The sequence below is a fragment of the Streptomyces sp. NPDC107538 genome (genome assembly GCF_055657445.1).
On sequence record NZ_JBVKAY010000004.1, the window covers coordinates 83559 to 105149 of the forward strand.

16 protein-coding genes and 1 pseudogene are annotated in these 21591 nt (G+C 69.3%); 7 read left to right on the forward strand and 10 right to left on the reverse strand.

Annotated elements, in window-relative coordinates:
- Positions 1 to 194: 194 nt before the first annotated feature.
- The 3 genes from ACZ7MG_RS14930 to ACZ7MG_RS14940 all read left to right on the forward strand — a co-directional run bounded on the left by ACZ7MG_RS14930 (position 195) and on the right by ACZ7MG_RS14940 (position 4627).
- Positions 195 to 2408 carry an MMPL family transporter gene (locus ACZ7MG_RS14930; RefSeq protein WP_471380443.1) on the forward strand — a complete coding sequence of 738 codons (2214 nt, stop codon included), beginning with the start codon at positions 195 to 197 and terminating at the stop codon, positions 2406 to 2408.
- 194 nt (positions 2409 to 2602) lie between these two features.
- Positions 2603 to 3940: a sensor histidine kinase gene (locus ACZ7MG_RS14935; protein ID WP_471380442.1), complete on the forward strand. Its 1338-nt coding sequence runs from the start codon at positions 2603 to 2605 to the stop codon at positions 3938 to 3940.
- Positions 3941 to 3949: 9 nt separating this feature from the next.
- On the forward strand, positions 3950 to 4627 hold the full coding sequence (locus ACZ7MG_RS14940) for a response regulator transcription factor (protein ID WP_471380440.1): 678 nt from the start codon (positions 3950 to 3952) through the stop codon (positions 4625 to 4627).
- A gap of 3 nt (positions 4628 to 4630) precedes the next feature.
- Here ACZ7MG_RS14940 and ACZ7MG_RS14945 read toward each other — a convergent pair whose 3' ends face one another.
- A complete protein-coding gene (locus ACZ7MG_RS14945) occupies positions 4631 to 6079 on the reverse strand; it encodes a family 43 glycosylhydrolase (protein WP_471380438.1) in 1449 nt (482 codons plus the stop codon).
- Positions 6080 to 6098: 19 nt separating this feature from the next.
- Positions 6099 to 7568 (reverse strand): family 43 glycosylhydrolase, encoded by a 1470-nt coding sequence (locus ACZ7MG_RS14950; protein ID WP_471380572.1) that lies wholly within the window; start codon positions 7566 to 7568, stop codon positions 6099 to 6101.
- 274 nt (positions 7569 to 7842) lie between these two features.
- Between ACZ7MG_RS14950 and ACZ7MG_RS14955 the strand changes: the two genes are divergently transcribed.
- Complete coding sequence (locus ACZ7MG_RS14955) at positions 7843 to 8745, forward strand: LLM class F420-dependent oxidoreductase (RefSeq protein ID WP_471380436.1); 903 nt, start codon at positions 7843 to 7845, stop codon at positions 8743 to 8745.
- Here the strand turns inward: ACZ7MG_RS14955 and ACZ7MG_RS14960 are convergent.
- Positions 8735 to 9952 (reverse strand): TolB family protein, encoded by a 1218-nt coding sequence (locus ACZ7MG_RS14960; RefSeq protein WP_471380435.1) that lies wholly within the window; start codon positions 9950 to 9952, stop codon positions 8735 to 8737. The two genes, ACZ7MG_RS14955 and ACZ7MG_RS14960, sit on opposite strands and share 11 nt — an antisense overlap.
- A 112-nt stretch (positions 9953 to 10064) precedes the next feature.
- Here ACZ7MG_RS14960 and ACZ7MG_RS14965 point away from each other — a divergent pair, with 112 nt between their 5' ends.
- On the forward strand, positions 10065 to 10727 hold the full coding sequence (locus ACZ7MG_RS14965; protein ID WP_471380434.1) for a maleylpyruvate isomerase N-terminal domain-containing protein: 663 nt from the start codon (positions 10065 to 10067) through the stop codon (positions 10725 to 10727).
- Between the two features lie 60 nt (positions 10728 to 10787).
- On the opposite strand, the gene ACZ7MG_RS14970 is transcribed toward ACZ7MG_RS14965, so the two are convergent.
- From ACZ7MG_RS14970 to ACZ7MG_RS14980, 3 genes are all read right to left on the reverse strand, one after another.
- Positions 10788 to 11072 carry a DUF4190 domain-containing protein gene (locus ACZ7MG_RS14970; RefSeq protein ID WP_471380432.1) on the reverse strand — a complete coding sequence of 95 codons (285 nt, stop codon included), beginning with the start codon at positions 11070 to 11072 and terminating at the stop codon, positions 10788 to 10790.
- Positions 11073 to 11514: 442 nt separating this feature from the next.
- Positions 11515 to 12021 (reverse strand): cyclophane-containing RiPP N-acetyltransferase HaaN, encoded by a 507-nt coding sequence (gene haaN / locus ACZ7MG_RS14975; protein WP_471380430.1) that lies wholly within the window; start codon positions 12019 to 12021, stop codon positions 11515 to 11517.
- Positions 12022 to 12116: 95 nt separating this feature from the next.
- Entirely contained in the window at positions 12117 to 12470 is a 354-nt protein-coding gene (locus tag ACZ7MG_RS14980) for a hypothetical protein (RefSeq protein WP_471380578.1), read from the reverse strand.
- A 194-nt stretch (positions 12471 to 12664) separates the two neighbouring features.
- Between ACZ7MG_RS14980 and ACZ7MG_RS14985 the strand changes: the two genes are divergently transcribed.
- Positions 12665 to 12793 carry a hypothetical protein gene (locus tag ACZ7MG_RS14985; protein ID WP_471380576.1) on the forward strand — a complete coding sequence of 43 codons (129 nt, stop codon included), beginning with the start codon at positions 12665 to 12667 and terminating at the stop codon, positions 12791 to 12793.
- Positions 12794 to 12844: 51 nt separating this feature from the next.
- Here the strand turns inward: ACZ7MG_RS14985 and ACZ7MG_RS14990 are convergent.
- The 3 genes and pseudogenes from ACZ7MG_RS14990 to haaT all read right to left on the reverse strand — a co-directional run.
- A pseudogene (locus ACZ7MG_RS14990) lies at positions 12845 to 13273 on the reverse strand (radical SAM protein); the annotation flags it as partial.
- A gap of 14 nt (positions 13274 to 13287) precedes the next feature.
- Positions 13288 to 13473: a HaaA family cyclophane-containing RiPP peptide gene (gene haaA, locus ACZ7MG_RS14995; RefSeq protein ID WP_471946133.1), complete on the reverse strand. Its 186-nt coding sequence runs from the start codon at positions 13471 to 13473 to the stop codon at positions 13288 to 13290.
- Between the two features lie 220 nt (positions 13474 to 13693).
- Positions 13694 to 16402 (reverse strand): cyclophane-containing RiPP biosynthesis TPR protein HaaT, encoded by a 2709-nt coding sequence (gene haaT / locus ACZ7MG_RS15000; RefSeq protein ID WP_471380427.1) that lies wholly within the window; start codon positions 16400 to 16402, stop codon positions 13694 to 13696.
- Between the two features lie 330 nt (positions 16403 to 16732).
- On the opposite strand from haaT, the gene ACZ7MG_RS15005 reads away from it, so the two are divergent.
- A complete protein-coding gene (locus ACZ7MG_RS15005) occupies positions 16733 to 18889 on the forward strand; it encodes a UvrD-helicase domain-containing protein (RefSeq protein WP_471380425.1) in 2157 nt (718 codons plus the stop codon).
- 70 nt (positions 18890 to 18959) lie between these two features.
- Here the strand turns inward: ACZ7MG_RS15005 and ACZ7MG_RS15010 are convergent, their stop codons facing one another.
- A complete protein-coding gene (locus tag ACZ7MG_RS15010) occupies positions 18960 to 21545 on the reverse strand; it encodes a GmrSD restriction endonuclease domain-containing protein (RefSeq protein WP_471380424.1) in 2586 nt (861 codons plus the stop codon).
- Positions 21546 to 21591: the final 46 nt, after the last annotated feature.

Below are 21591 nucleotides of genomic sequence, written 5' to 3' on the forward strand. Positions count from 1 at the left end.
GATCTTGGGTCATACCCCGGTGACGCCCCGGTCATACCCCGGGGTGACCCGGCGCTCGTGTCGTACTGCGTACTGAGTACCCGCGATTGTCGGCAGCCGCACGACGACGGGACGGGCCCCGGAACGGGAGTCTTGGCAGGCATCCGAGACCTCTTCATTCCTCTGAAGACTTCCGACGTGGAGACCTGCGACCCATGGCAACCTTCCTTCATCGGCTGGGCCGGCTGGCCTTCCGCAAACGCTGGTACGTCCTCCTGATATGGGCGGCGGTCCTGGGCGCCGTCGGCGTCGGCGCCCTCAAGGCCCCCGGAGCCTCCGACGAGGAGTTCTCCATGCCGGGCATCGAGTCCCAGAAGGCGTTCGACCTGCTGGAGCAGCGCTTCCCCGGCGTCACGGCGGACGGCGCCACCGCCCGGGTCGTGTTCGTCGCGCCGAGCGGTGAGAAGGTGACCGCCACCGAGAACAAGAAGGCCATCGAGGACACGGTGGCCGAGCTGGCCGACGGCTCGCAGGTGGCGAGCGCGGTCGACCCGTTCCAGGCCCAGGCCGTCAGCAAGGACGGCACCACGGCGTACGCGACGGTCACCTACAAGGTCACCGCGAACGACCTCACCGACGCCGGCAAGGCGCACCTGGAGGACACGCTCCACAAGGCCCAGGACTCCGGGCTGACCGTGGAGGCCGGCGGGACCGCGATGGCCGAGCAGGGCGGTGCGGGCGGCATGGCCGAGGTGATCGGTGTCGCCATCGCCTCCGTCGTCCTGCTGGTCACCTTCGGCTCGCTGGCCGCGGCCGGGCTGCCGCTGCTGACCGCGCTGGTCGGGGTCGGCTTCAGCATGGCCACGATCCTCGCGCTGTCCGACGCCTTCGGCCTGTCCACCACCACGGGCACCCTGGCGATGATGCTGGGGCTCGCGGTCGGCATCGACTACGCCCTGTTCGTGGTCTCCCGCTACCGCGAGGAACGCGCCAAGGGCCGTTCGCCGCAGGAGGCGACCGCCCTCGCCACGGGCACGGCCGGCTCGGCGGTCGTGTTCGCCGGGCTCACCGTCGTCATCGCGCTGGCCGGGCTGTCCGTGGTCGGTATCCCGATGCTGACCAAGATGGGGCTGGCCGCCGCGGGCGCGGTCGTCGTCGCCGTACTGATCGCGCTGACGCTGGTCCCGGCCCTGCTCGGCTTCTGGCCGAACGCCGTGCTGTCGCGCAAGGACCGCAAGAGCGGCCGTATCGAGGAGAGCGGCAAGGACAACGGGGGCACCCGCTGGTCCCGGTTCGTGCTGCGCCGCCCGATTCCCGTGCTGGTCCTCGGCGTGATCGGCCTGGGCGCGCTCGCGGTGCCGATGACCGGTCTGCAGCTGGGCATGCCCGGCGACGAGGCCAAGTCGACGTCCACCACCGAGCGCCGGGCCTACGACGCGCTCGCCGAGGGCTTCGGGCCCGGCTTCAACGGGCCGCTGACGATCGTGGTGGACGCCAAGGGTGTCGACGACGCCAAGAGCGCCGCCGACACGATCGCGAAGGAGATCGGCGCCACCGAGGGGATCGTGTCCGTCTCCCCCGCGCGCTTCAACGAGGCCGGTGACACCGCCGTCTTCTCGGCGGTGCCCACCACCGCGCCGACCGACGAGAAGACCAAGGACCTGGTGACCACGATCCGGGACGAGCGGCCCGGCATCGAGCAGGAGACCGGGGCGACGTTCGAGGTCACCGGCACCACCGCGCTGAACATCGACATCTCCGACAAGGTGCAGTCCGCGCTGGTCCCGTATCTGCTGGTGGTGGTCGGTCTGGCCGTCATCCTGCTGCTGGTCGTCTTCCGCTCGCTGCTCGTCCCGCTCAAGGCGGCCCTCGGCTTCCTGCTGTCGGTGCTCGCGTCGCTCGGTGTGGTCGTCCTGGTCTTCCAGCAGGGCCACGGCGCGGAGCTCCTGGGCGTGGAGCAGACCGGCCCGATCATGAGCCTGATGCCGATCTTCCTGGTGGGCATCGTGTTCGGCCTGGCCATGGACTACGAGGTGTTCCTGGTCTCCCGGATGCGGGAGGCGTACGTCCACGGCGACCCGGCCGACGAGGCGATCACCAGCGGCTTCCGGCACAGCGCCCGGGTGGTCGTGGCCGCCGCCCTGATCATGATCGCGGTGTTCGCCGGGTTCATCGGCGAGAGCGACTCCATGATCAAGATGATCGGGTTCGGGCTGGCCTCGGCGGTCCTGTTCGACGCGTTCGTCGTCCGGATGGCGATCGTGCCCGCCGTGCTCGCGCTGCTCGGCGACAAGGCGTGGTGGCTGCCGAAGTGGCTGGACCGGATGCTGCCGCACGTCGATGTGGAGGGTGAGGCGCTGACCCGCCGCGCCGACGAGGAGGAGACCGCGCCGGAGGCCCCCGCCGAACTGGAGGTCACCCGCACCTGAGCCGACCGCCCCACCCCCACCGGGGGCCGTCCGTGGCCAAGGACACGGACGGCCCTCGGGGCGTTCGCCCCCGAAGTCGACCACCATGGTCCCCAGCCCGACCCGGTCCCGAGCCGCCACCGACCTGGTCCCAGCCCCCCACCCGACCCGGCCCCGGCCCCGCCGGCCGGAGTCCCGACGACCGCCGGAGCCCCATGAACGTCAGCCTGGATCGGCGCTACGTCGATCGCCTGGAGGTGTTCACCGAACGCCACACCTTTCTCGTCGACCTGGTGACGGCCTCGGCTCTCATGGGCTGCGCGTCGCTCGGCATGCTGCTCACCCTGCCCGGCGCCGAGCCGCCGGACGAGACCCATATCGGTGCCGCCCTCATGGGCGTGTCCTGTCTCGCCCTGCTCAAGCACCGCACCCACCCGCGCATCGCCCTCCTCGTGACCGTGCTGGGCGCCGGGGGCGCGATCGCGATGGACTATCTGATCACTCCCCTGCTGCTCGCGCCGGTCATGGCGGCCCTCTACTGGCTGGCCACGATCACCGACCACCGGACCACCCGCGTCTACGGCCTCACCACCATCGCGATGATGACGCTCGCGGCCGTGCTCTCCGACGCGATGACCCATCTCTCGCTGCTGCTCAGGACGATCGGCCCGGTGTTCTGGCTGCTGATGCCGCTCGCCATGGGCCGGGCCACCCAGATCCGGCGGGCCTATCTGAAGTCGGTGCAGGCCCGCGCCGAGCACGCGGAACGCACCCGGGAGGAGGAGGCCCGGCTGCGGGTCACCGAGGAGCGGATGCGGATCGCCCGCGACCTGCACGACGTGGTCGCCCACCACCTCGCCCTCGCCAACGCCCAGGCGGGCACCGCCGCGCACCTCGCCCGCACCGACCCCGAGCAGGCCCACCGGATCCTCACCGAGCTGACCGCCACCACCTCGTCGGCGCTGCGCGAGCTGAAGGGCACCGTCGGGGTGCTGCGCCGGCCCGACGACCCGGAGGCGCCGCTGGCCCCGACCCCCGGGCTCGACCGGCTTCCGGAACTGGTGGCGGCGTGCGAGTCCGCCGGCCTCACGGTCACCGTCACCACGGAGGGCTCGCCGTGGCCGCTCGACCCCGGGGTGGACCTGACCGCGTACCGGATCGTGCAGGAGGCCCTCACCAACGTCAGCAAGCACGCCGCCGTGGACACGGCCCGGGTCCGCCTCGCGTACGCGGAGGCGCATCTGACGATCAGGGTCACCGACGACGGCGCCGAGCCCCCGCCCGGCCGGGTCTGTGCCCCGGGATCCGGCCGTGGTTTCGGTCTCATCGGTATGCGCGAGCGCGCCCAGTCCGTCGGCGGCTCACTCAGCGCCGGCCCGCGTCCCGGGGGCGGCTTCGAGGTCACCACCGACCTCCCGCTGCGCCCCGGCCCCCGGACCCCCGGACCGGCCCAGGATCCGGCTCCGGAACAGCAGAAGACCCCCGACCAGCACAGGACTCCTGACCGGCACAGGACTCCTGACCGGCACAAGACTCCTGACCAGCGGAAGTAGAACAGCACCATGACCATTCGTGTCCTGCTCGCCGACGATCAGGCTCTGCTGCGGGCGACCTTCCGGATCCTCATCGACTCCTGTACGGACATGGAGGTGGTCGCCGAGGCCACCGACGGCCGGGAGGCGGTCGACCTGGTCCGGGTCCACCGCCCCGACGTGGTCCTCATGGACATCCGGATGCCCGGCACGGACGGGCTCACCGCCACGGCCGTGATCTGCGCCGACGAGGAACTGGCCGACACCCGTGTCCTGATCCTCACGACCTTCGAGATCGACGAGTACGTGGCCCAGGCGCTGCGCTCCGGCGCCAGCGGCTTCCTCGGCAAGGACGTCACCGCCGACGTCCTCCTCGACGGCATCCGCACGGTGGCCGCGGGCGACACGCTCCTCTCCCCCGCCGCCACTCGCACCCTCGTCACCCGCTTCCTCGCCGCCCCCGCCCCCGGCAACCGCCTCGCCACCCCCGACCAGCTGACCAACCTCACCACCCGGGAGCGCGAGGTGATGGCCCTGGCGGCCGAGGGCCACTCCAACGACGAGATCGCGGAGAAGCTGTACGTCAGCCCGCTGACGGTACGCACGCACGTGCACCGCGCGATGACGAAGCTGGGGGCGAGGGACCGGGCCCAACTGGTCGTGATGGCCTACCAGTCGGGCCTGATCCAGGTCACCCCGCCGGAGTAGGGCTCACTCCTTGTAGAAGGTGGCGTCCTGCCGGTCGAGGGTCGTGCTGACCGGCTGGGTGTAGAGCAGGTTGTTGTAGTGGCGGATGTAGCGGCCGGGGAAGTTGTACGACTCGTACGAGACCCCGGCGGCCGTGTCCGCGAGGCCGGCCCGCTGGAAGAAGGACGCGTCGTTGTCGAACAGGGCCGTGCCGTCGTCCTTCTCCACCCACAGCTCGTTGTTCTTGTGGCGGAGGTAGTAGCCGGGGAAGTTCGCCGACTCCAGCGAGACCGTACCGCTGCCCGTCAGACCGGTGACGATCCGGAACTGCGAGTCGGCGAGGTTGGTGACGTTGCCCTCCAGCTTGGCGCGGTACTCCCAGTGCCGGATGAACTTGTCCGGGTAGTTGAACGAGGAGAGCCGGACCGGGGTCGCGCCGTCGGCGACGGGGATGCCGAAGTTGGGTGTGCCGTCGGCGTTCCAGTACAGCTTCTGGTAGCGGGTGCGGCGGTTGGGGTCGTTGAGCGGGTCGCCGCTGATGTCCTTGTAGTTGCGGTCGTGGTAGACGAGGATGTCGGACTTTCCGTCCTCGGACGTGGTGAACGTGTTGTGGCCGGGCCCGTACTGGCCGGTTGCCGCGTTGCTGGTGAAGACGGGGGTCGCGGTCTTCACCCAGGAGGCGGGGTTCATCAGGTCGGCCGTGGCGGAGGCGGTCAGCAGCCCCAGGCAGTAGTTGGCGTCGGTGGCGCTGGCCGAGTACGCCATGAAGACCTTGCCGTTCTTCTGGATGACGGCCGGCCCCTCGTTGACCCGGTGACCGACGGTCTCCCACGCGTACTCGGGCTTGGAGATCATCACCGGACTGCCGCTGATGGTCCAGGGGTTGGACAGCTTCGCCAGATACAGGTTGGTGCCGGTGCCGACCGCCGGGTCGTTCTGCGCCCAGCTGAGGTAGCGGGTGCCGTTGTGCGTGAAGGTGGTGGCGTCCAGCGAGAAGGTGTCCAGCGGCAGGGCGATCCGGCCCTTCTCCGTCCAGGTGCCGGTCAGCGGGTTGGCGGCGCTGGTCTCCAGGACGTACGGCCGGATCTTCCAGATGTCGTTCGTGGCACCGGCGGCGAAGTACACGTACCACTTGCCGTCGATGAAGTGGATCTCCGGCGCCCAGATGTGGGCACCCATGTCACCGCTGGCGTGCTTGGTCCAGATCGTGGTCTCCGTGGCCGTGGCGAGGCCCTGGAGGGTGGTGGCCCGGCGCATCACGATCTTGTCGTACGCGGGGACGGTGGCCGTGAAGTAGTAGTAGCCGTCGGTGTGCTTGTAGATGTGCGGGTCGGCCCGCTGCTCGGCTATCGGGTTGGTGAAGGTGACGGCCGGGGACGCGGGGGCGGCGGCCTGGGCCGGGGTGGTCACGGTGGTGAGCACGGCGAGCGCCGCGGCGGCGGCCACGACGGCCCTTCTGAGGAGTCGTCTCATGGGGTCGGTCTCTCCTGGTTCAGGCGGTGGTGGGGACGAGGCGCCACTGCTGGCAGTTGTTGTTCAGCCAGGACCACTGGCGTACGTCGGCGCCGTTGGCGGTGCCGCAGTTGGCGACGTCGGCGACCTTGCCGGTGGCGGCGTTGACGATCCGGACGTAGTCGCCGCCGGTGTAGATCAGCCGCGACTTCTGGCAGTTGTTGTTCAACCAGGACCACTGCCGGATGTCCGCGCCGTCGGCGGTGGAGCAGTCCGCGGTGTCCATCACCTTGCCGGTGGCCACGTTGACCAGGCGACTGGTGTCGTCGGCCATGTCCTCGACGCGCCACTTCTGGTTGGCGCCGCCGGTGCAGCTCCACTGGAAGATGTTGGTCCCGTCGGCGGTGTTGCCCCCGTTGACGTCGAGGCACTTGCCGCTGTTGCGGTTGACGATCGTGTACGCGGTCGGGGTCGTCGCCGTCTCGCCCGAGGGCCCGGCGAGGGTGGCCCCGAGGGCGACCGGGGTGCCGAAGTTCGGCGTGCCGTCCGCGTTCCAGGTGAACTTCTGGGCGCGGGTCGTACGGCCGTTGCCGCAGCCGCCGTTGGCCGCGCTGTTGCCGTGGTAGACGATCCAGTTCTCGGTGCCGTCGGGCGAGGTGAAGAACCCGTTGTGGCCCGGACCGTAGACCCCGTTGGCGTCGCTGCGCTGGAAGACCGGCGTCTGCTTCTTGGTCCAGGAGGAGGCGAGCAGCGGGTCACTGCCGGTCAGTTCCAGCTGGCCGAGCTTGTAGTCGGCGGTCTGGCAGTGGCTGGCGGAGAAGCTCACGAAGGTCCGGCCGTCGTGGTACAGCGGCTCGGGCCCCTCGTTGACCGCGCCGCCGGAGGTCTCCCAGCTCAGGGTGGGGCTGGAGATGATCGAGAAGGTGTTGCTGGCGAGCGTGTACGGGTTGCTCAGCGGCGCGATGACCAGGCTCTGCGTACTGCCGCCGATGAAGCCGCTGCCCATCAGGTAGAGCTTGTTGTCGTGCTTGAGCACGCTGGCGTCGATGAGCCAGCCGCCGGGGGTGAGGTTGGACCCGGTGAGGGTGTTCTTGTGGGTGTAGGGGCCCAGCGGGTCGGTGCCGGAGCTCTCCAGCACCTGGGTGCGCTGGGTGTCGCAGCACGCGGCGCCGCTCTGCGCGGCCGAGTAGTAGAGGTACCACTTGCCGTCCAGGAAGTGGATCTCCGGCGCCCAGATGTTGGCGTTGCGCCCGGCCGTGGTGTCCGACCAGATCTCCACGCTCGGGGCGGTGCTCAGGCCCGCCAGCGTCGGGGACTTACGCATCAGGAGCTTGTTGGTGAACGTCGTCGTCACCAGGTAGTAGTTGCCGTTGTAGTACTCCAGCCAGGGGTCGGCGCCCTTCTGGGACTTGACCGGGTTGGTGTACGGCTTGCCGTCGGCCGCGGCGGCGGGCGACGCCGGCTGGACGGTGACGAGCGACGCGAACAGGGCCAGCAGTGCGGCCCCCATCGTCACCCAATGACGGACTTGAATGCGGAACACGGCAAGTCCCTTCGGGGAGCGGCTCTCGGGGAGGGGGATCGGGGGTTGAGACCGGGGGTTGAGACCGGGGGTTGAGACCGGGGGTTGAGACTGGGGGAGGTTTGTTCGAAATTGCGAACGTTGTGCGTAACTTCGGCCAGAAGGTAAAGGTGAGGCAGGAGGGACGTCAATGGATGCGACACGATTTGATGCCGACGAGCCCGCCGGAATAGATCACGAAAGGAGGCGAGTTGGCGTTTGCATGGTGAAACCGAAGAGCGCGGGACAGACGGAACAGGCCGGGCGGCACGGGGTCGGGCGGTACGGCGTCTGGAGCGGCGGGCTGCGGGCGGAGGACCCCGCCCGGCGCGGTGAACTCGCGGACGCGGCAGCCGAGTTGGAGGAACTGGGCTACGGCGCGATCTGGCTCGGCGGCAGTACGGCGGTCCGGCACGCCGTCCCCCTGGTCGAGGCCACGTCCCGGATCACCGTCGCCACCGGCATCCAGAGCATCTGGCAGCACGAGGCCGCCGACACGGCCGTACACCTCGCCGAGCTGGAGGCCACCCACCCCGGCCGCTTCCTCCTCGGCCTCGGCGTGAGCCACGCGAAGCTCGCGGAGCAGTACCGGCGGCCGTACGCCGCGATGGTCGAGTATCTCGACGCCCTCGACGCCGCCGGGGTCCCCGCCGAGCGCCGGGTGCTGGCGGCCCTGGGCCCACGGATGCTCCGCCTCGCCCGCGACCGGGCGGCCGGCTCCCACCCGTACCTGGTGACCCCGGAGCACACGGCCGAGGCCCGCGAGACTCTGGGCGAGGGCCCGCTGCTGGCCCCCGAACTGAAGGTGGTCCTGGAGACCGACCCCGCCCGCGCCCGCTCCCTCGCCCGCGCCCACCTCGCGTTCTATCTCGGACTCCCGAACTACACGAACACCTTCCTCCGCCTCGGCTTCACCGCCTCCGACCTCACGGACGGGGGCAGCGACCGGCTGATCGACGCGGTGTACGCGTGGGGCACCGATGACCGGATCCGGTCGCGTGTGGACGAGTTCCACGCGGCGGGGGCGGACCATGTGGCGTTGCAGGTGATCGACGGGCAGGAGGGGGAGGTGCTGCCTCGGGGGGCTTGGGGGCGGTTGGCGGGGGTGCTGGAGATCAGCGGCTGAGGGCAGGTGGGGACGTACGGACGAACACATCCCCGATCAGGTTCGTGTCCTCGGGCACGAGCCCCGGATAGTACGACTCGAAGACGACCGCCGACTCGTCCGCGCTCAACGCCGCGTCCCCCACGGTGACGGGTTTGCCGTCCTGCCCCGGTGACAGCAACTCCTCCTGCCCGGTGCACAGATCGCGCAGGATCAACCCGAGCGACGTACGGTTCGCGTCCGCCGTGTTGAGCAGCAGCTTCGATCCGTCGACGGACAGGTCGGACAGCAGGGTGAGATCGGTGGGCGCGTGCCCGTCGTACCGCTGGAGCGTGCCGGTGCGCAGATCGCGGACGAAGGCATTCACACTGTTGTTGGTGTCGGTCTCCGCGACGAGGTTGGTGGCCGGCGAGTTGAAGCCGACCTTGGAGCCGTCGCCGCTCAGCACGGGAGCGAACGACGAGGTACTGGCAGGCGCCCCGTCGTGCGTGGCGTCGGCGTGCACGGTACGCCCGCTCCTCCGGTCGTACACCAGGATGTCGCCCTGATCGCCGGTGCCGGGCCCGGTGTACCCCTCCAGGTAGGCGACCTTGCGCCCGTCCGCGCTCATCGCCACCTGCTCGCACCGGTAGTAGGTCTTCGAACCGTCCGACTCGCGACTGACCCGCCGCACCTCCTGCGTCTTCCGGTCCAGCAACATGACCCGGCAGGGGAACGCGCCCTGCGGATCGACGGCGTGCCGGGCGACGAAGGCGACGTACCGCCCGTCGGCGCTGATCGGCGCGATGCCGTACGACATCTGGTAACCGTCGTCCATGGCGGGCGCCAGCCGCTCGACGGTACCGGTGCTCAGATCCATGAGGTGCACGGATGACGTCCCGGTCGTGGCCGAGAACGACCCGAAGGTCAAGTACCGCCCCGACTCCGACAGTTGGGGCGTGGAGGTCGTCTCCCCCGGCACCACCACCCGCTGCAACGGCTCACCGGGCCCCGTCCGGTAGTAGACGCTGTTCCGCACATCGGTCCCCGGCCCCAGATTAGTCGCCGACGACATGAAGGCCACGACACGCCCGTCCGCGCTGACCACGGGGTCGGTGGAGTGGCCGTTCCCTCCGGTGACACCGTCGGGGGCCACACTGATCCGCTCGGTGTGCGGCACGACGGCCGACGCGGCCGAGGCGGGCGTGACGGCGGCGGCAGCCACCAGAACGGCACCGACGGTACTCACCCAGATACGTAACACAGGTCTCTTCACTGGACTGGCTCCCCCTAGGACAGACCGGAGCACGATGAAAGCGCGCTCCGGGCGAAGGGTCAATGCCTTGAACTACCTTGCGGGGGTGGACCTTTTCTCACACTCCTGGGCGGCACTGCGCAGGGCGGTCACCGACCTGACGGACAAGGACTTCTCCCAGCCCTCGGGCTGCGCGGGCTGGCTGGTGCGAGACCTCGCCTGCCACCTGATCATCGACGCACAGGACGTCCTGATCACCCTGGTCACCCCCGCGCCCCCCGACGCCGAACCCACGGCCGACGCGACGACGTACTGGCAGGCCACGAACGAACCCCCGGCCGCCGAGGACCCCCTGTCCTCCCTGACCATCCGCCTGGCCACCGCGTACGAGGACATGTCCCTCCTCAAGTACCACCTGGACGACGTAGGCTCCGCCGCGGCCCGCGCCGCCGAACTGGCCGACCCCACCACCCGGGTCACCACCCAGGACCAGGTCCTCACCACCGCCGACTACCTCACGGCGTACATCCTGGAGTGGACCCTCCATCACTTGGACCTGACGACCCACCTGCCGACTGCCCCCGGCCCGTCCCCCGCGTCCCTGTCCCATTCCCGTACGGCGCTGGAACGGATCGCGGGCACGGCGTTTCCCGTCTCCTTCACCGACGAAGATGTGCTGTTGGTCGGGACGGGGCGGCGGGCAGCGACGGGCAGACAGCGTGCCGAACTGGAGCCCCTGGCAGCAAGGTTGCCGTTTGTGCTTGGCTGATCGGTGTCCTTCTGAACAACGGGGCTGGAGCGAGCGACGCTCGGTCAGTCAGTCAGTCAGTCAGCCACCGACGTACCAGGTGAAACCACCATTGGATGCGGCTACGGCGATCAGTACCGCGAAGATGACCAGATCCACGACGCCGAGGACGATGCCGGCCTTGGCCACGCCACCGCCGCCCTTCGCCCCCGCCTGCCGCAGGCCTACCGCACCCAGCACGATGGCCAGCGGGCCGAGAATCACGTTGAAGATGAAGATTCCGATGATTCCGCAGACAAGGCTGGCGATGGCCAGACCGTTGGTGCGGGATCGGGAAGTCGCAGAAGAACCGCCGTAACTCGTCATCACATTCCCCTGATGTAGGCGTACTTGATGATGGAGCCCCACTTCTCGGCGCACTTCGCGCCCTGTACTTTCCGGCGACCCGAGTGCCCCTGTGCGTCGGCTCTACTCCACCGCGGAGCCGCCTTGGGCCGCGTGCCCGTTGCAGGCTCGGGGTTGTCGCTGGGCTTGATCCGCTGGGATCTCCATCGTCGAAGAAGACCCGTTGCGTGCGCGCAGGAGCCGCGTGAGCTGCTTGCCGAGATCGCCGATGTCGGCCCCGGAGCCGCCCTGGACGTCCCCCGGCGGAGTGGGGGCGCGGCAGCCGACGGGCAATCAAGGGCGGCCTCACGGACGACACCGTCGGCGTACTGATCAGTGCGGTTCACTGACACCACCACCGCCACCGGCAGGTGCGACTCCTGGCGTCCGAAGCCTGGCAGGCCGCATGGCGGTCGGAAGTGGGTCAGGCCGAGACGGAGTGCGCTGGTTCCCTGAGGACGCCGGTGCCTGTCTCCAACCGGTAGACGATCTTCCCGTCGAACTCGGTAAAACCTAGTTCCCGGTAGAACGACCGGGCCCCCTCGTTCTCACGGTCGGTCATCCACTCCAGGCGACTGCATCCCGGCCTCTCCTGGGCGATGCCGCGGAGCCTCCTCATCAGCTCCTTGCCGACTCCCTGCCGACGTAGGGAGTCCCGGACGTAGAGCTCCTTGAGGAAGAGGGAGTGGGACGAGCCTGCGGCCGGCCAGAGAAACGAGTACGCGGCCATGCCGACGATGTCGCCCCGGCCGTCCTCCACGAGCAGGGCGGAAGCCAGTGGTGGGGAACCGAACAGAGCCTGCGTGACTTGGGACCGGCGCTCTTCGAAAGGCTGGATCTCGGTCGCCCCGTAGAAACGCTCGATCTCTTCGATCAGCCTGGCCAGTCCCCGGACGTCACCCACACCGGCCGGGCGAATCCTGAAGCTCATGCGTGCCCTCCTTCTTTCTCGTCGTCAGGCGTCGACTCGGTCAACGCGCGTTGCGCCATCGCGATGCGCGTGGCAGAGCTATGCGGGTGGCAGAGCTATGGGGGCGACGGCACCGAAGCCGGCAGTTCCCATCCGTGCCGGAGCAGCGACCTCTGGACGTGCCGTATGAGGTGGTCCAGGTCGGCGCAGTAGACCGAGGGGTTGTCATAGCCGCGGGCGGAGCTGAAGCGGTGCGGAAGGTAGCCGCCGCCACAGACCTCGACCAGCGGGCAGGACCGGCATTGCTCGGCGAGCGCGTCCTTGCCGAACTGTCTGTGCGACAGCTTGGGATGGAGGGCGGCCTCGTCGAGGGTGGCGTGGAAGACGTCGAGGCCCAGCCAGGAGGCGCCTTCCTCGACGGAGCGGAGGGTGTCCACGCCTTCCAGGGACCCGTCGGATTCGATGACCACGGTTGCGGGTGGGCGAGTCCGAGAGTCTCGACGGAGCCACGTACGCCCGCACTGAGAGCGGCCACGTCCTCCAGCATCCGGACGGTGTGGCGGTGCTGAGGACGGGCGAGCCAGGCATCGTAGACACGGCTCATCCACATCCCGTACTCGGGGAGGGACGGGTTGTCACGAGGTGGTGGGGCATCGTGCGTGCCGTGCGGGAGGTTGAAGTCGATGATCGGCGGATCGAAGGCTGCCAGGTAGTCGTGGACTTCTTCCGGATCGTTGGCCAGGTCGACCACGGCCAGCAGTCCCGCGAACAGGCGCGGCCGGGTTCGCAGTAGTTGTATGCCGCGTTCGGCGGAGGCCACGCTCGAGCGGGAGGCATGGGTCAGGCGGTGCCGGTCATTGGCGTGCGGCGGTCCGTCGAGGCTGACGCCCACCGTGACCGCGAACTCTTCGAACAGGTCGAGCCAACTCTCCGAGAGCAGCGTGCCGTTGGTCTGCAGCTCGAAGCGGACTTCCGGGCCGTCAGCCGGGATCTCCTCACGGAGGGCGGTCAGCAGGGCATGCGTGTGCCGTCTGCCGGCCAGGAGTGGCTCGCCTCCGTGCAGTACAAGATCCACCGTCCGCAGCTGGTGCGCCGCCGCGTGCTGGCTGATTCTCCTTCCGGCCGCTCGGGCGACCTCCACGCTCATGCGGGCGGGCAGCTTTCGCCATGCCTGGTCAGGGGAGTTGAAGACGTAGCAGTAGTCACAGTCGATGTTGCAGCGGTTCGCGGACTTGAGAACGAACGACCGGAAGGGAAGGGGAGAGAGCGTCACGACCGACGCCCTTACTACGGCAGCGGCCCGATGAGGGACGCTCCGTGCCTGCCGTCAGCGACCTGGTCCGGAGCCGATCGCTCCGCCGCCAGACGTCGCCGTACGCGAGTACCTAAGCGGTCCAGCACCGCGGATCGCTCGGTCGGTTGGGACTCCTCCCCACCGCGACACGCTGCCGTATGAGCCATGTCTGACACCATCCAACGCCCCCTGATGTGCCGTGCCGAGAACCACCCCGGCGATCAATGGTTGAAGGATCAAGCTTAGACAGCAAGGTAACAGTTCCCGCATCTCCTGCGTGAGACACGAATCAGCCACACTCCGCTACATTACCCTCACGTTACGTGCTCATCGCGACCGTCGCACCAGCAATCGCTCAACCTCCGCGACCGCGTTCCCCAGGCCCAACTGCCCGTAGATCTAGGCCGCTTCACGCAGCGGGCCCTCAGCCGCACCCCGCCCGCCAATAGTCCGCTCGCAGCGCCCGATGCCCTCCAGCGCCCTGGCTTCCTCGAGCGGACAGCGGACATCCCGGGCCAGTCCCACCGCCTGCTGGAAGTACCCGCGAGCGGCCGCCGGATCGCCGGACGCACGCAGCAACGCCCCCCAGTTGTTGAGCACTTCCGCCTCGGCACAGCGATCGCCCAGGTCACGCGAGAGCTCCATACTGCGCCGGAACGCCTCCAGGGCACCGTCCCGGTCCCCGGCGGCGCCCCGAGCGGCCCCCAGTTCACTCAGTGCCGCGGCTTCGCCCCCACGACTGCCGAGTTCGCGATACACCGTCAGGGCCTCCTCCAGCCGGCGGACCGCCTCCGGGATGTTCCCGCCGACCCGGTCCAGTGCCCCGAGGTGCCGAATGCTGTTGGCGCGGCCGAACCGGTCGCCGAGTTCGGTGTAGTACTCCAGTGCCCGGGTGTGGTCCTCCCGTGCCCCGGCGAGATCCCCGGTGATGCGCCGGACGACACCGAGTTCGTTGAGGGCGTACGCCTGGTGGACCCGGTCGTCGAGCAGGCGGTAGATGTCGAACGCCTCGCGGTGCCGCCGGGCCGCTCGTTCGTACTCGCCCGTCAGGCAGTGCACGACACCCAGATCACGGAGCGAGTTGGCCTCACCGTACCGGTCGCCCAGTTCGCGGTAGATCGACAGTGCCTCGGACTGGGCCTCGACAGCCGCGTCGAACCGGCTGGTCTGCCTGCGCACCATGCCGAGGTCCGCGAGCGCGTTCGCCTGCCCGAGGCGATCTCCCAACTCCCGGTAGATGACCAGCGCTTCGCTCTGGGCACGTTCCGCCGACTCATTGTCGGCAGTGAGGTACCAGACGATCCCCGCCTGGTTCAGGGCATCGGCCTTGCCCTTCCGGTCACCGGCCTCGTCGTAACGTGTCGCCGCCTCGTTCAGCGCCTCGGTCGCTTCCCCGTACACGGCCATGAAGCGCCGTACGACGCCGAGTTCGGCCAGTGCGCCGGCCAGGGCTCGTCGGTCACCCGTACGCCGGGCCGCCTCGGCAGCCGTCCGATGCAGGCCGACGGCCTGGTCCCACGGTCCGGCCTGGCGCAGGAAGGGGGCCATCGCCGCGGCCAGGCCGATCACGAGATCGTGCAAGGCCAGCCTGTTCGCCTGTTCGATGCAGGACAGGACATTGGCCCGCTCCCTCTCCAGCCACCCGACAGCGGCCGTACGGGATCCCATCGCCGGGGTCTCCACACCGGCCGCGTCATCGGGCGGCGGGAGCACGGCCGCACCGCTGCGGACGAGGTACGTGTTCGCGACGGCGAGAGCGGCCAGGTAGTACGTACACACACGCTGGACGGCCTGAACCTGTTCCATACTGCCTCCCTCACCCGCGAGACGACGGGCATAGTCACGCAACAGGTCGTGAAGCCGGTAGCGGCTCCCGGGGTGTTCGTCGATCAGGTGGTCGTCGTAGAGCGCCTCGAGGTGACCGCGGGCCTCCACGACTCCGGTCGTGGCGAGCACCGCACCGGCATACTCCGATATGTCTGTACCCGGGTAGAAACCAAGGCTGCGGAAGAAGTCCTGCCGCGCAGGCGGAAGGTCCCGATAGGACAACTGGAAGGCCGCGACCACCGCTCTCTCACCGGCACGGAACTCCCCCAGCCGGTCCCCGGCCGCCGCCAGCCGCTCCCGGAGATCCTCGGCGCTCCAGGTCGGGTGGTGCCGCAACCGGGCGGCGAGCAGTGACACGCCCAGCGGCAGATACCCGCACGTCCGCACCAGTTCCTCGACCACCTGACGGCCGAGCACATCGAGCGAACGGCCGCTGAGACGTACGAACAGGTCCACCGCGTAGGGGGGCGGTAACTCCGCGACCGGCAGCACCACTTCCTCGTGCGCCGCCAGTCGTCTGCGGCTCGTCACCAGCACCAGACAATCGCTCCCACCGGGGAGCAAGGGCTCCAACTGCCGGTAGCTCGCCGCGTTGTCGAGAATGAGCAACGCCCGCTTGCCCGCGAGGCGGCTCCGCCACATGGCGGCCCGAGCCTCGGTGACCGCACCCGGATCGTCACCGACCGGTATCTGCTGGGTCGGCACCCCGGCGGCCGCCAGCAGCGAGGCCAGCGCCTCGGCGGGGTGGACCGGGCTCTGTCCCGGCGTGTGCCCGTTGAGGTTCACGAAGAGCTGCCCGTCCGGGAACCGCTCCGACAGGACATGCCCGGCGCGCACCGCGAAGGCGGTCTTGCCGACCCCGGGCATCCCGTCGATCACATGGACCGGCAGGGACTGCCCGTTCTCCTGCGAGGCCTTCACCGACGCTACGAGGCATTCCAGCTCGGTCGACCGGTTGGTGAACGCCGTCGTGTCCCTCGGCAACGAACGAAGGACGAGGGCGGCGCCCAGCAGCCCCACCGCATCGTCCGGCCGGGGTTGCGGCGGCTGGGGACCCCCGAGCGTCCGCGACTCCGACAGCGCCGCGGGCAATGCCGTCAGCCCGACCAGGGCCACACCCAGGGCGATGAACGACGACCACGCGTGCTCCTGGATCCAGCCGAGCACACCGGGCCAGCGCGCCTGCGCGGACACCGCGTTCGTGACGAGCCCGATCAGCACCGTGATGATCGCGACGCCACCCGCGACGCAGGCGACGGCGAGGCCACGCCGTAACCTCATGCCCGACCCGCCGCGCCGCCGGCGACCCCAGCCGCGCCCCCTCCGCAGCCATTGCCCCGACCCAGCGCACCTGGAACCAACCTGGCCACGAAGACGCCCCCCGAATCCGACACCCCAACCCACCAAGCGGAGCAGCCCTCATGGGGCTGGTCAAGGGCGCCCACTGGCCATGGGGGCGCGGAAAGCTCCGGCGGGAGCACGGAAGGTCCCCACCCCTGACGGAATCTTGTCGGCTTCGCGAAGGGCAGCTCACTTGCCGGCACGTACGGACCGGCTTCGCACCTCGGAGCCGGTCAGTAAAGTGATCGTAGTTTTCTGGAGGGGGCACGGATGGCGACGCTGGGTATGCACCGGGACTTCCTGATGGAGTTCGCCGCGCTGGAGAAACCCGTCCAGAAACGTGTCTTCGAGGTCTTCGAGAAGTTCGCGGCGGCCACGCACGCGGGACTGCACCTGGAGAAGCTCACGCACCAGAAGGACCCGCGGCTGCGGACCATCCGAATCACCGACTTCTGGCGCGGCGTCGTCCTCAAGGCGGCGTCCGGCGACAGCTATCTGCTGCTGAAGGTGCTCCCCCACGACAAGGCCAACGACTGGGCCGCCAAACACCGTGCGTCGGTGAACGAGGCCACCCAGGGCATCGAGATACGCAACGACGTGGCCCTGGAGCGGGCCACGGCCGGGCTACGGGCGCTGGCCGCCGACGAGCCGTCCCGCCTGTTCCCCGCCTCCGAGTATCCGGACAAGGTGCTGCGCAGCCTCGGCGTCGACGAGGAGATCCTGCCAATCATCCGGCTGGTCCCCGACGAGGCCCACCTGGAGGCCCTGCACAAGGTGCTTCCCGAGCAGCAGTACGACGTGCTGCTCGGGCTCGCGACCGGGATGAAGCCTGAGGAGATCGACCGCGAGCTCGTGCAGGCGTATGCCCGGACCGCCGCCGTGCAGAGCGCCCTCGTCTCCGAGGATGACGAGCTGGGCACCGCCATGGCCCGCTCGCGGGGCCGTATCGCCCTCGTCTCAGGAGCTGATGAGCTGCTGGACATCCTTCAGCGCCCCTTCGACGCCTGGCGAATCTTCCTGCACCCGAGCCAGTACCGGATGGCCTACCAGGAGAGCTACGCCGGGTCGGCTCGGGTCACCGGCGGGCCCGGCACCGGCAAGACCGTCGTCGCGCTGCACCGCGCGTACCACCTCGCGCGACACCTGCCCGCCGACGCGCCCGACGGCTGTGTGCTGCTGACGACCTACACGAAGGACCTGGCGGCCGAACTGCAGCGCTGCATGGAGCTGCTGATCACGGAGGACGCCGTCCGGGCGAAGATCCGGGTGGTGAACGTCGACGCCCTGGCCAACGAGATCGTGCGGGCGGAACGCGGCGGCGCACCGCTGAAGCTGGTCTTCGACCAGAAGGAGATCACCGCCCGATGGGCGCGGATCGCGCGGCGGTTGGACCTCGACGTCACGGACGTCTTCCTCGACCAGGAGTGGCGGCACGTCGTCCTCGCGCATTCCGTCGCCACTCCCGAAAAGTACCTGAAAGTGGTACGGACGGGCCGCGGCAGCGGTCTCGGGCCGCTGAAACGACTCCGGGTGTGGCGTGCCGTCGCCGCTTTCGAGGAACAGCTGCGTCAGGCCGGGGAGTGGACCTTCCTGCAGGTGTGCGCGGAGGCGGCGCGCGTCCTGGACGGGCGCGACGAGCGGCCCTTCCGGCACGTCGTGGTCGACGAAGCACAGGACCTGCACCCGGCCCAGTGGAGGTTCCTGCGGGCACTCGTCGGCCACGGCGCCGACGACCTGTTCCTCGCCGGAGACACCCATCAGCGCATCTACGGCAACCGGGTCTCGCTCCGCTCACTCGGCATCGAGGTCGTCGGACGCTCGTTCCGGCTACGGGTCAACTACCGGACCACGCAGGAGATCCTCACCTGGTCCACCGCGCTGCTGACCGGCGAGAAACCCGACGACATGGACGAGGGGAAGGAGACTTTGGCCGGCTATCGCTCCACGATGCACGGCGAACGGCCCGAGACGGCGGGCCACGCCACGAAACCAGAGGAGATGGCGGCGCTGGTGGCCCAGGTGGAGAAGTGGACCGCCTCGGGCGTGGAGGCGGAAGACATCGGCATCGCGGTGCGGTTCATCCAGTTGGGTCGGGACATCGCCAAGGCCCTGGAGCACGCCGGGATCCCTGCCTTCGTCCTGGGGGCCGGGCGCAGTGGTGCGGGAGTGCGGATAGGGACCATGCACCGGATGAAGGGGCTGGAGTTCCGATGCGTCGCCGTGGCCGGGGTGATGGACGGCACGGTTCCGATGAAATCCGCCGTGACTCCGGTGGACGTCGACGCCCAGCAGCACCAGGAAGACGTAAACAGCGAGCTGAGCGTGCTGTTCGTGGCCTGCACGCGGGCACGTGAGGCACTGCGGGTGTCCTGGCACGGGACGCCGAGCCCGTTCCTGGCACCTGTCATCAGCAGCCCGCGTCAATAGACAATTTGTCCCTACGTGCGTGGGGCCCGGGGTCTCGGGGCCCACGCACGTGACGTGACGTGACGTGACGTCAGAGCGTGTCCGGACCGTCGTCCATCATGCGGCGGGCCTCGGCCAGCGCGGCGGTGTGCGCAAACCACTCCAGCACCGCGCAGATCTCCTCGCTCTGCCCGGAGAAGACCTCCAGCGGGAAGGACGGACGCAGGTCCAGTTTGGCCTCGGCCAGGTCGATGCCCTCGATTCCGTTCAGCCGGGTCATCAGGTCACGACGCAGTGGCTCGTCGTCGAACGGGGGGCGCCGCTTCAAGTACTGGAAGACCACTTCGACCGTGCCCGCGACCGGGTAGATCCCCAGCGGCCAGAGCGCACGGGCGGTATCGCGCGCGTCGCCGAACCGCACCATCGGGAAGCAACTGGTCTCGTCGGCTCGGCCGTAGGCGAGGTGGCCACCCTGCTGCTCCCAGAAACGCAGCGCGCCGAGGACACCCTGCACGGTCTCCTCGGTCTGGTTGTCTCGGAGTTGCGCTTCGAACCGGTCGGACTTCGTCTGTGGCTCGTCTTCGGCCTGCGTGGACGGCTCGCTCTCATCGGCGGTGTCCCTGCCCAGCAGGGCCGCCAGGTCGGCGGTGGTCAGCCGGTGGGAGCGGCGGGCCCGTCCCGCGTCGTCGAAGGGGACGCCCTCCGCTTCCAGGCGGGTCCGCGCGTCGCCGGACTCCTTGCCGTCCGGCCATCGAAAGCCCGCCGAGACGCGGCCATCCGCCGTCAGCACGCGGTAGGCGCCGTGGAGGCTCGCCCTAGTCGCCAGGTGCTGTCCCACCGGGACGGCATGAGTGCCGATGAGTGCCGCCATATCACCGTACGTCGTCCACGTGCCGGCAGGCATCGCGAGGAGGACGGCCCGGAGTTCCTTCCAGCCGGCCCACTCGTCCTCCGCCTGGACGAATCCCTCTGCAGGACCGGGCCACAACCGCACTGCCCTGTCGGCCAGTTCGTCGGCTCGGGCGAGGATCTCCGTCTTCCCCCACCGCTCCTCGGCGGCGATCCGCTGGTTCATGCGCAGGGCGCTGGCGTCGAGGATTTCCTGCTTGCGGCGGAAGGGGTGGTTCGACAGGCGCGCGTTGTCCGCGGAGAGGGTGAGGTTGCCCAGGGTGTGGACGAGCAGGGCGTGCAGTTCGTCCGGGCTCTGGCCGTCCTCGGCGTCCTCGGCGAGAAGGTCGTACCACTGCTGCGCCGGGTTCTGCGGCAGGACGTGCTCGACGGTGAGGGATGCCTTGGCGTAGTCGACGGGCTCGCTGCCGTCGTAACTCTCCTCCAGTCGGCGCAGCACCTGGAACCGCTGGTTGCTGCGGCCCGCCTTGTAGAAGGGACGGGTGCGGACCGCCTCGCGCAGCGCTTCGTCGCCGGGCCAGACACGTGCCCCCGCCTTGCTCCGCGACAGGAAGCGGCGTACGGCGTCCGCCGGGTCGTCGTCCTTCTCCAGTTCCTTGGGCATCTCCATGAAGACCCGGTTGCTGCCCGTGGTGGACAGACCCGCCAAGAGGCGGCGCACCATGTAACTCTCGGCGTAGGCCAGCGCTCGGGCGGCCTGCTGGGGCGTGGCCCGTCCGTCGTCGACGCGGTCGAGCAGCTGAAGCGCCAGCGGGTAGTGGGTCTGGCCGCCCCACCGGGACAGCCGCTCCAAAATCTCGCGCAGCTCCGGGTCCGGCTCCCGCCGGGGCTCCAGGATGCGCATCAGCCGTTCGGCCCGCCGGGCGAGGGAAGCGATCTCGGCCTCCAGTGCCGCCTCGTCGGTGCTCAGCGGCTCCAGGCGCTTCTTCTGGTCGCGGTAGATCTCACTCTGCTTGGCCCGGCTGTTGCCCGCCACGACCAGATCGAGCCAGACGAGCAGTTCGAGGTGGTCGGGGCCGAGGAGATCCTGCATGGGCAGCCAGTGATTGCGGTAGACGGACTCGCCGCGGGTCTGCAGGCACATGAAGAGGTAGTTACGCAGCAGGTCGCTCTGACGCAGGCCGACACCGGTGTTGTTGATGGACTCGAAGATGCGGTAGACGTTGTCGCCTTCGGCCGCCGTGATCTCGACGATGGACAGCAGACTGCTCAAGACGGTTTCCACCGCGGCCGTCCATGCCTCGCCGCCGTTCTCCTCGCCCTCTGTGAGGACGGCCAGGAAGAAGCGGTAGGCGGCGCCCACATTGCCGGGGCCACCTGCCTTGGGAGTGTTCTCCACGCACGCGGTGAAGGCCTCGCGGTCCGCCTGCGTCGGCAGGAGGCGGTAGTGGTCGTCTCCGTTGCGGTATCTGTTGACGAGCACGAGGTCGTGAATACGGTCGGCGTCCCGTTCGGCGCCGCGCTCGCGGTAGCGGTCACGCAGCGCGGTGAGCGCCAGCATGAGGGTGGTGAGCCGCTGCTGGCCGTCCACGACGAGCCAGCGCTGCATGCCTCCCGCGGTGATCCTTCCCGGGGCGAGCACCACGGAGCCGAGGAAGTGGGTCGCGGGGGTCCTGCCCTCCAGCTGCTCCTCGACCAGCTCCAGCACGTCGTCCCAGAGCTGCCGCAGTTCGTCCTGCTGCCAGCTGTAGGTGCGCTGGTAGAGCGGCACCTGGAACTGCTTCTCGCCCTGGACGAGCTCCTTGAACGTGGTCTCCTGAGCGTGCACTCGCCTCTCCCCCACTGTCTGCCGGACCGGCTCAGCTCCCCGTCGG

Excerpts from the sequence above, each read along its gene's own strand:
- ACZ7MG_RS14930 (WP_471380443.1), top strand. The coding sequence starts at position 195 with ATGGCAACCTTCCTTCATCGGCTGGGCCGGCTGGCCTTCCGCAAACGC.
- ACZ7MG_RS14935 (WP_471380442.1), top strand. The coding sequence starts at position 2,603 with ATGAACGTCAGCCTGGATCGGCGCTACGTCGATCGCCTGGAGGTGTTC.
- ACZ7MG_RS14940 (WP_471380440.1), top strand. The coding sequence starts at position 3,950 with ATGACCATTCGTGTCCTGCTCGCCGACGATCAGGCTCTGCTGCGGGCG.
- ACZ7MG_RS14945 (WP_471380438.1), bottom strand. The coding sequence starts at position 6,079 with ATGAGACGACTCCTCAGAAGGGCCGTCGTGGCCGCCGCCGCGGCGCTC.
- ACZ7MG_RS14950 (WP_471380572.1), bottom strand. The coding sequence starts at position 7,568 with ATGGGGGCCGCACTGCTGGCCCTGTTCGCGTCGCTCGTCACCGTCCAG.
- ACZ7MG_RS14955 (WP_471380436.1), top strand. The coding sequence starts at position 7,843 with ATGGTGAAACCGAAGAGCGCGGGACAGACGGAACAGGCCGGGCGGCAC.
- ACZ7MG_RS14970 (WP_471380432.1), bottom strand. The coding sequence starts at position 11,072 with ATGACGAGTTACGGCGGTTCTTCTGCGACTTCCCGATCCCGCACCAAC.
- haaN (WP_471380430.1), bottom strand. The coding sequence starts at position 12,021 with ATGAGCTTCAGGATTCGCCCGGCCGGTGTGGGTGACGTCCGGGGACTG.
- haaA (WP_471946133.1), bottom strand. The coding sequence starts at position 13,473 with ATGGTGTCAGACATGGCTCATACGGCAGCGTGTCGCGGTGGGGAGGAG.
- haaT (WP_471380427.1), bottom strand. The coding sequence starts at position 16,402 with ATGAGGTTACGGCGTGGCCTCGCCGTCGCCTGCGTCGCGGGTGGCGTC.
- ACZ7MG_RS15005 (WP_471380425.1), top strand. The coding sequence starts at position 16,733 with ATGGCGACGCTGGGTATGCACCGGGACTTCCTGATGGAGTTCGCCGCG.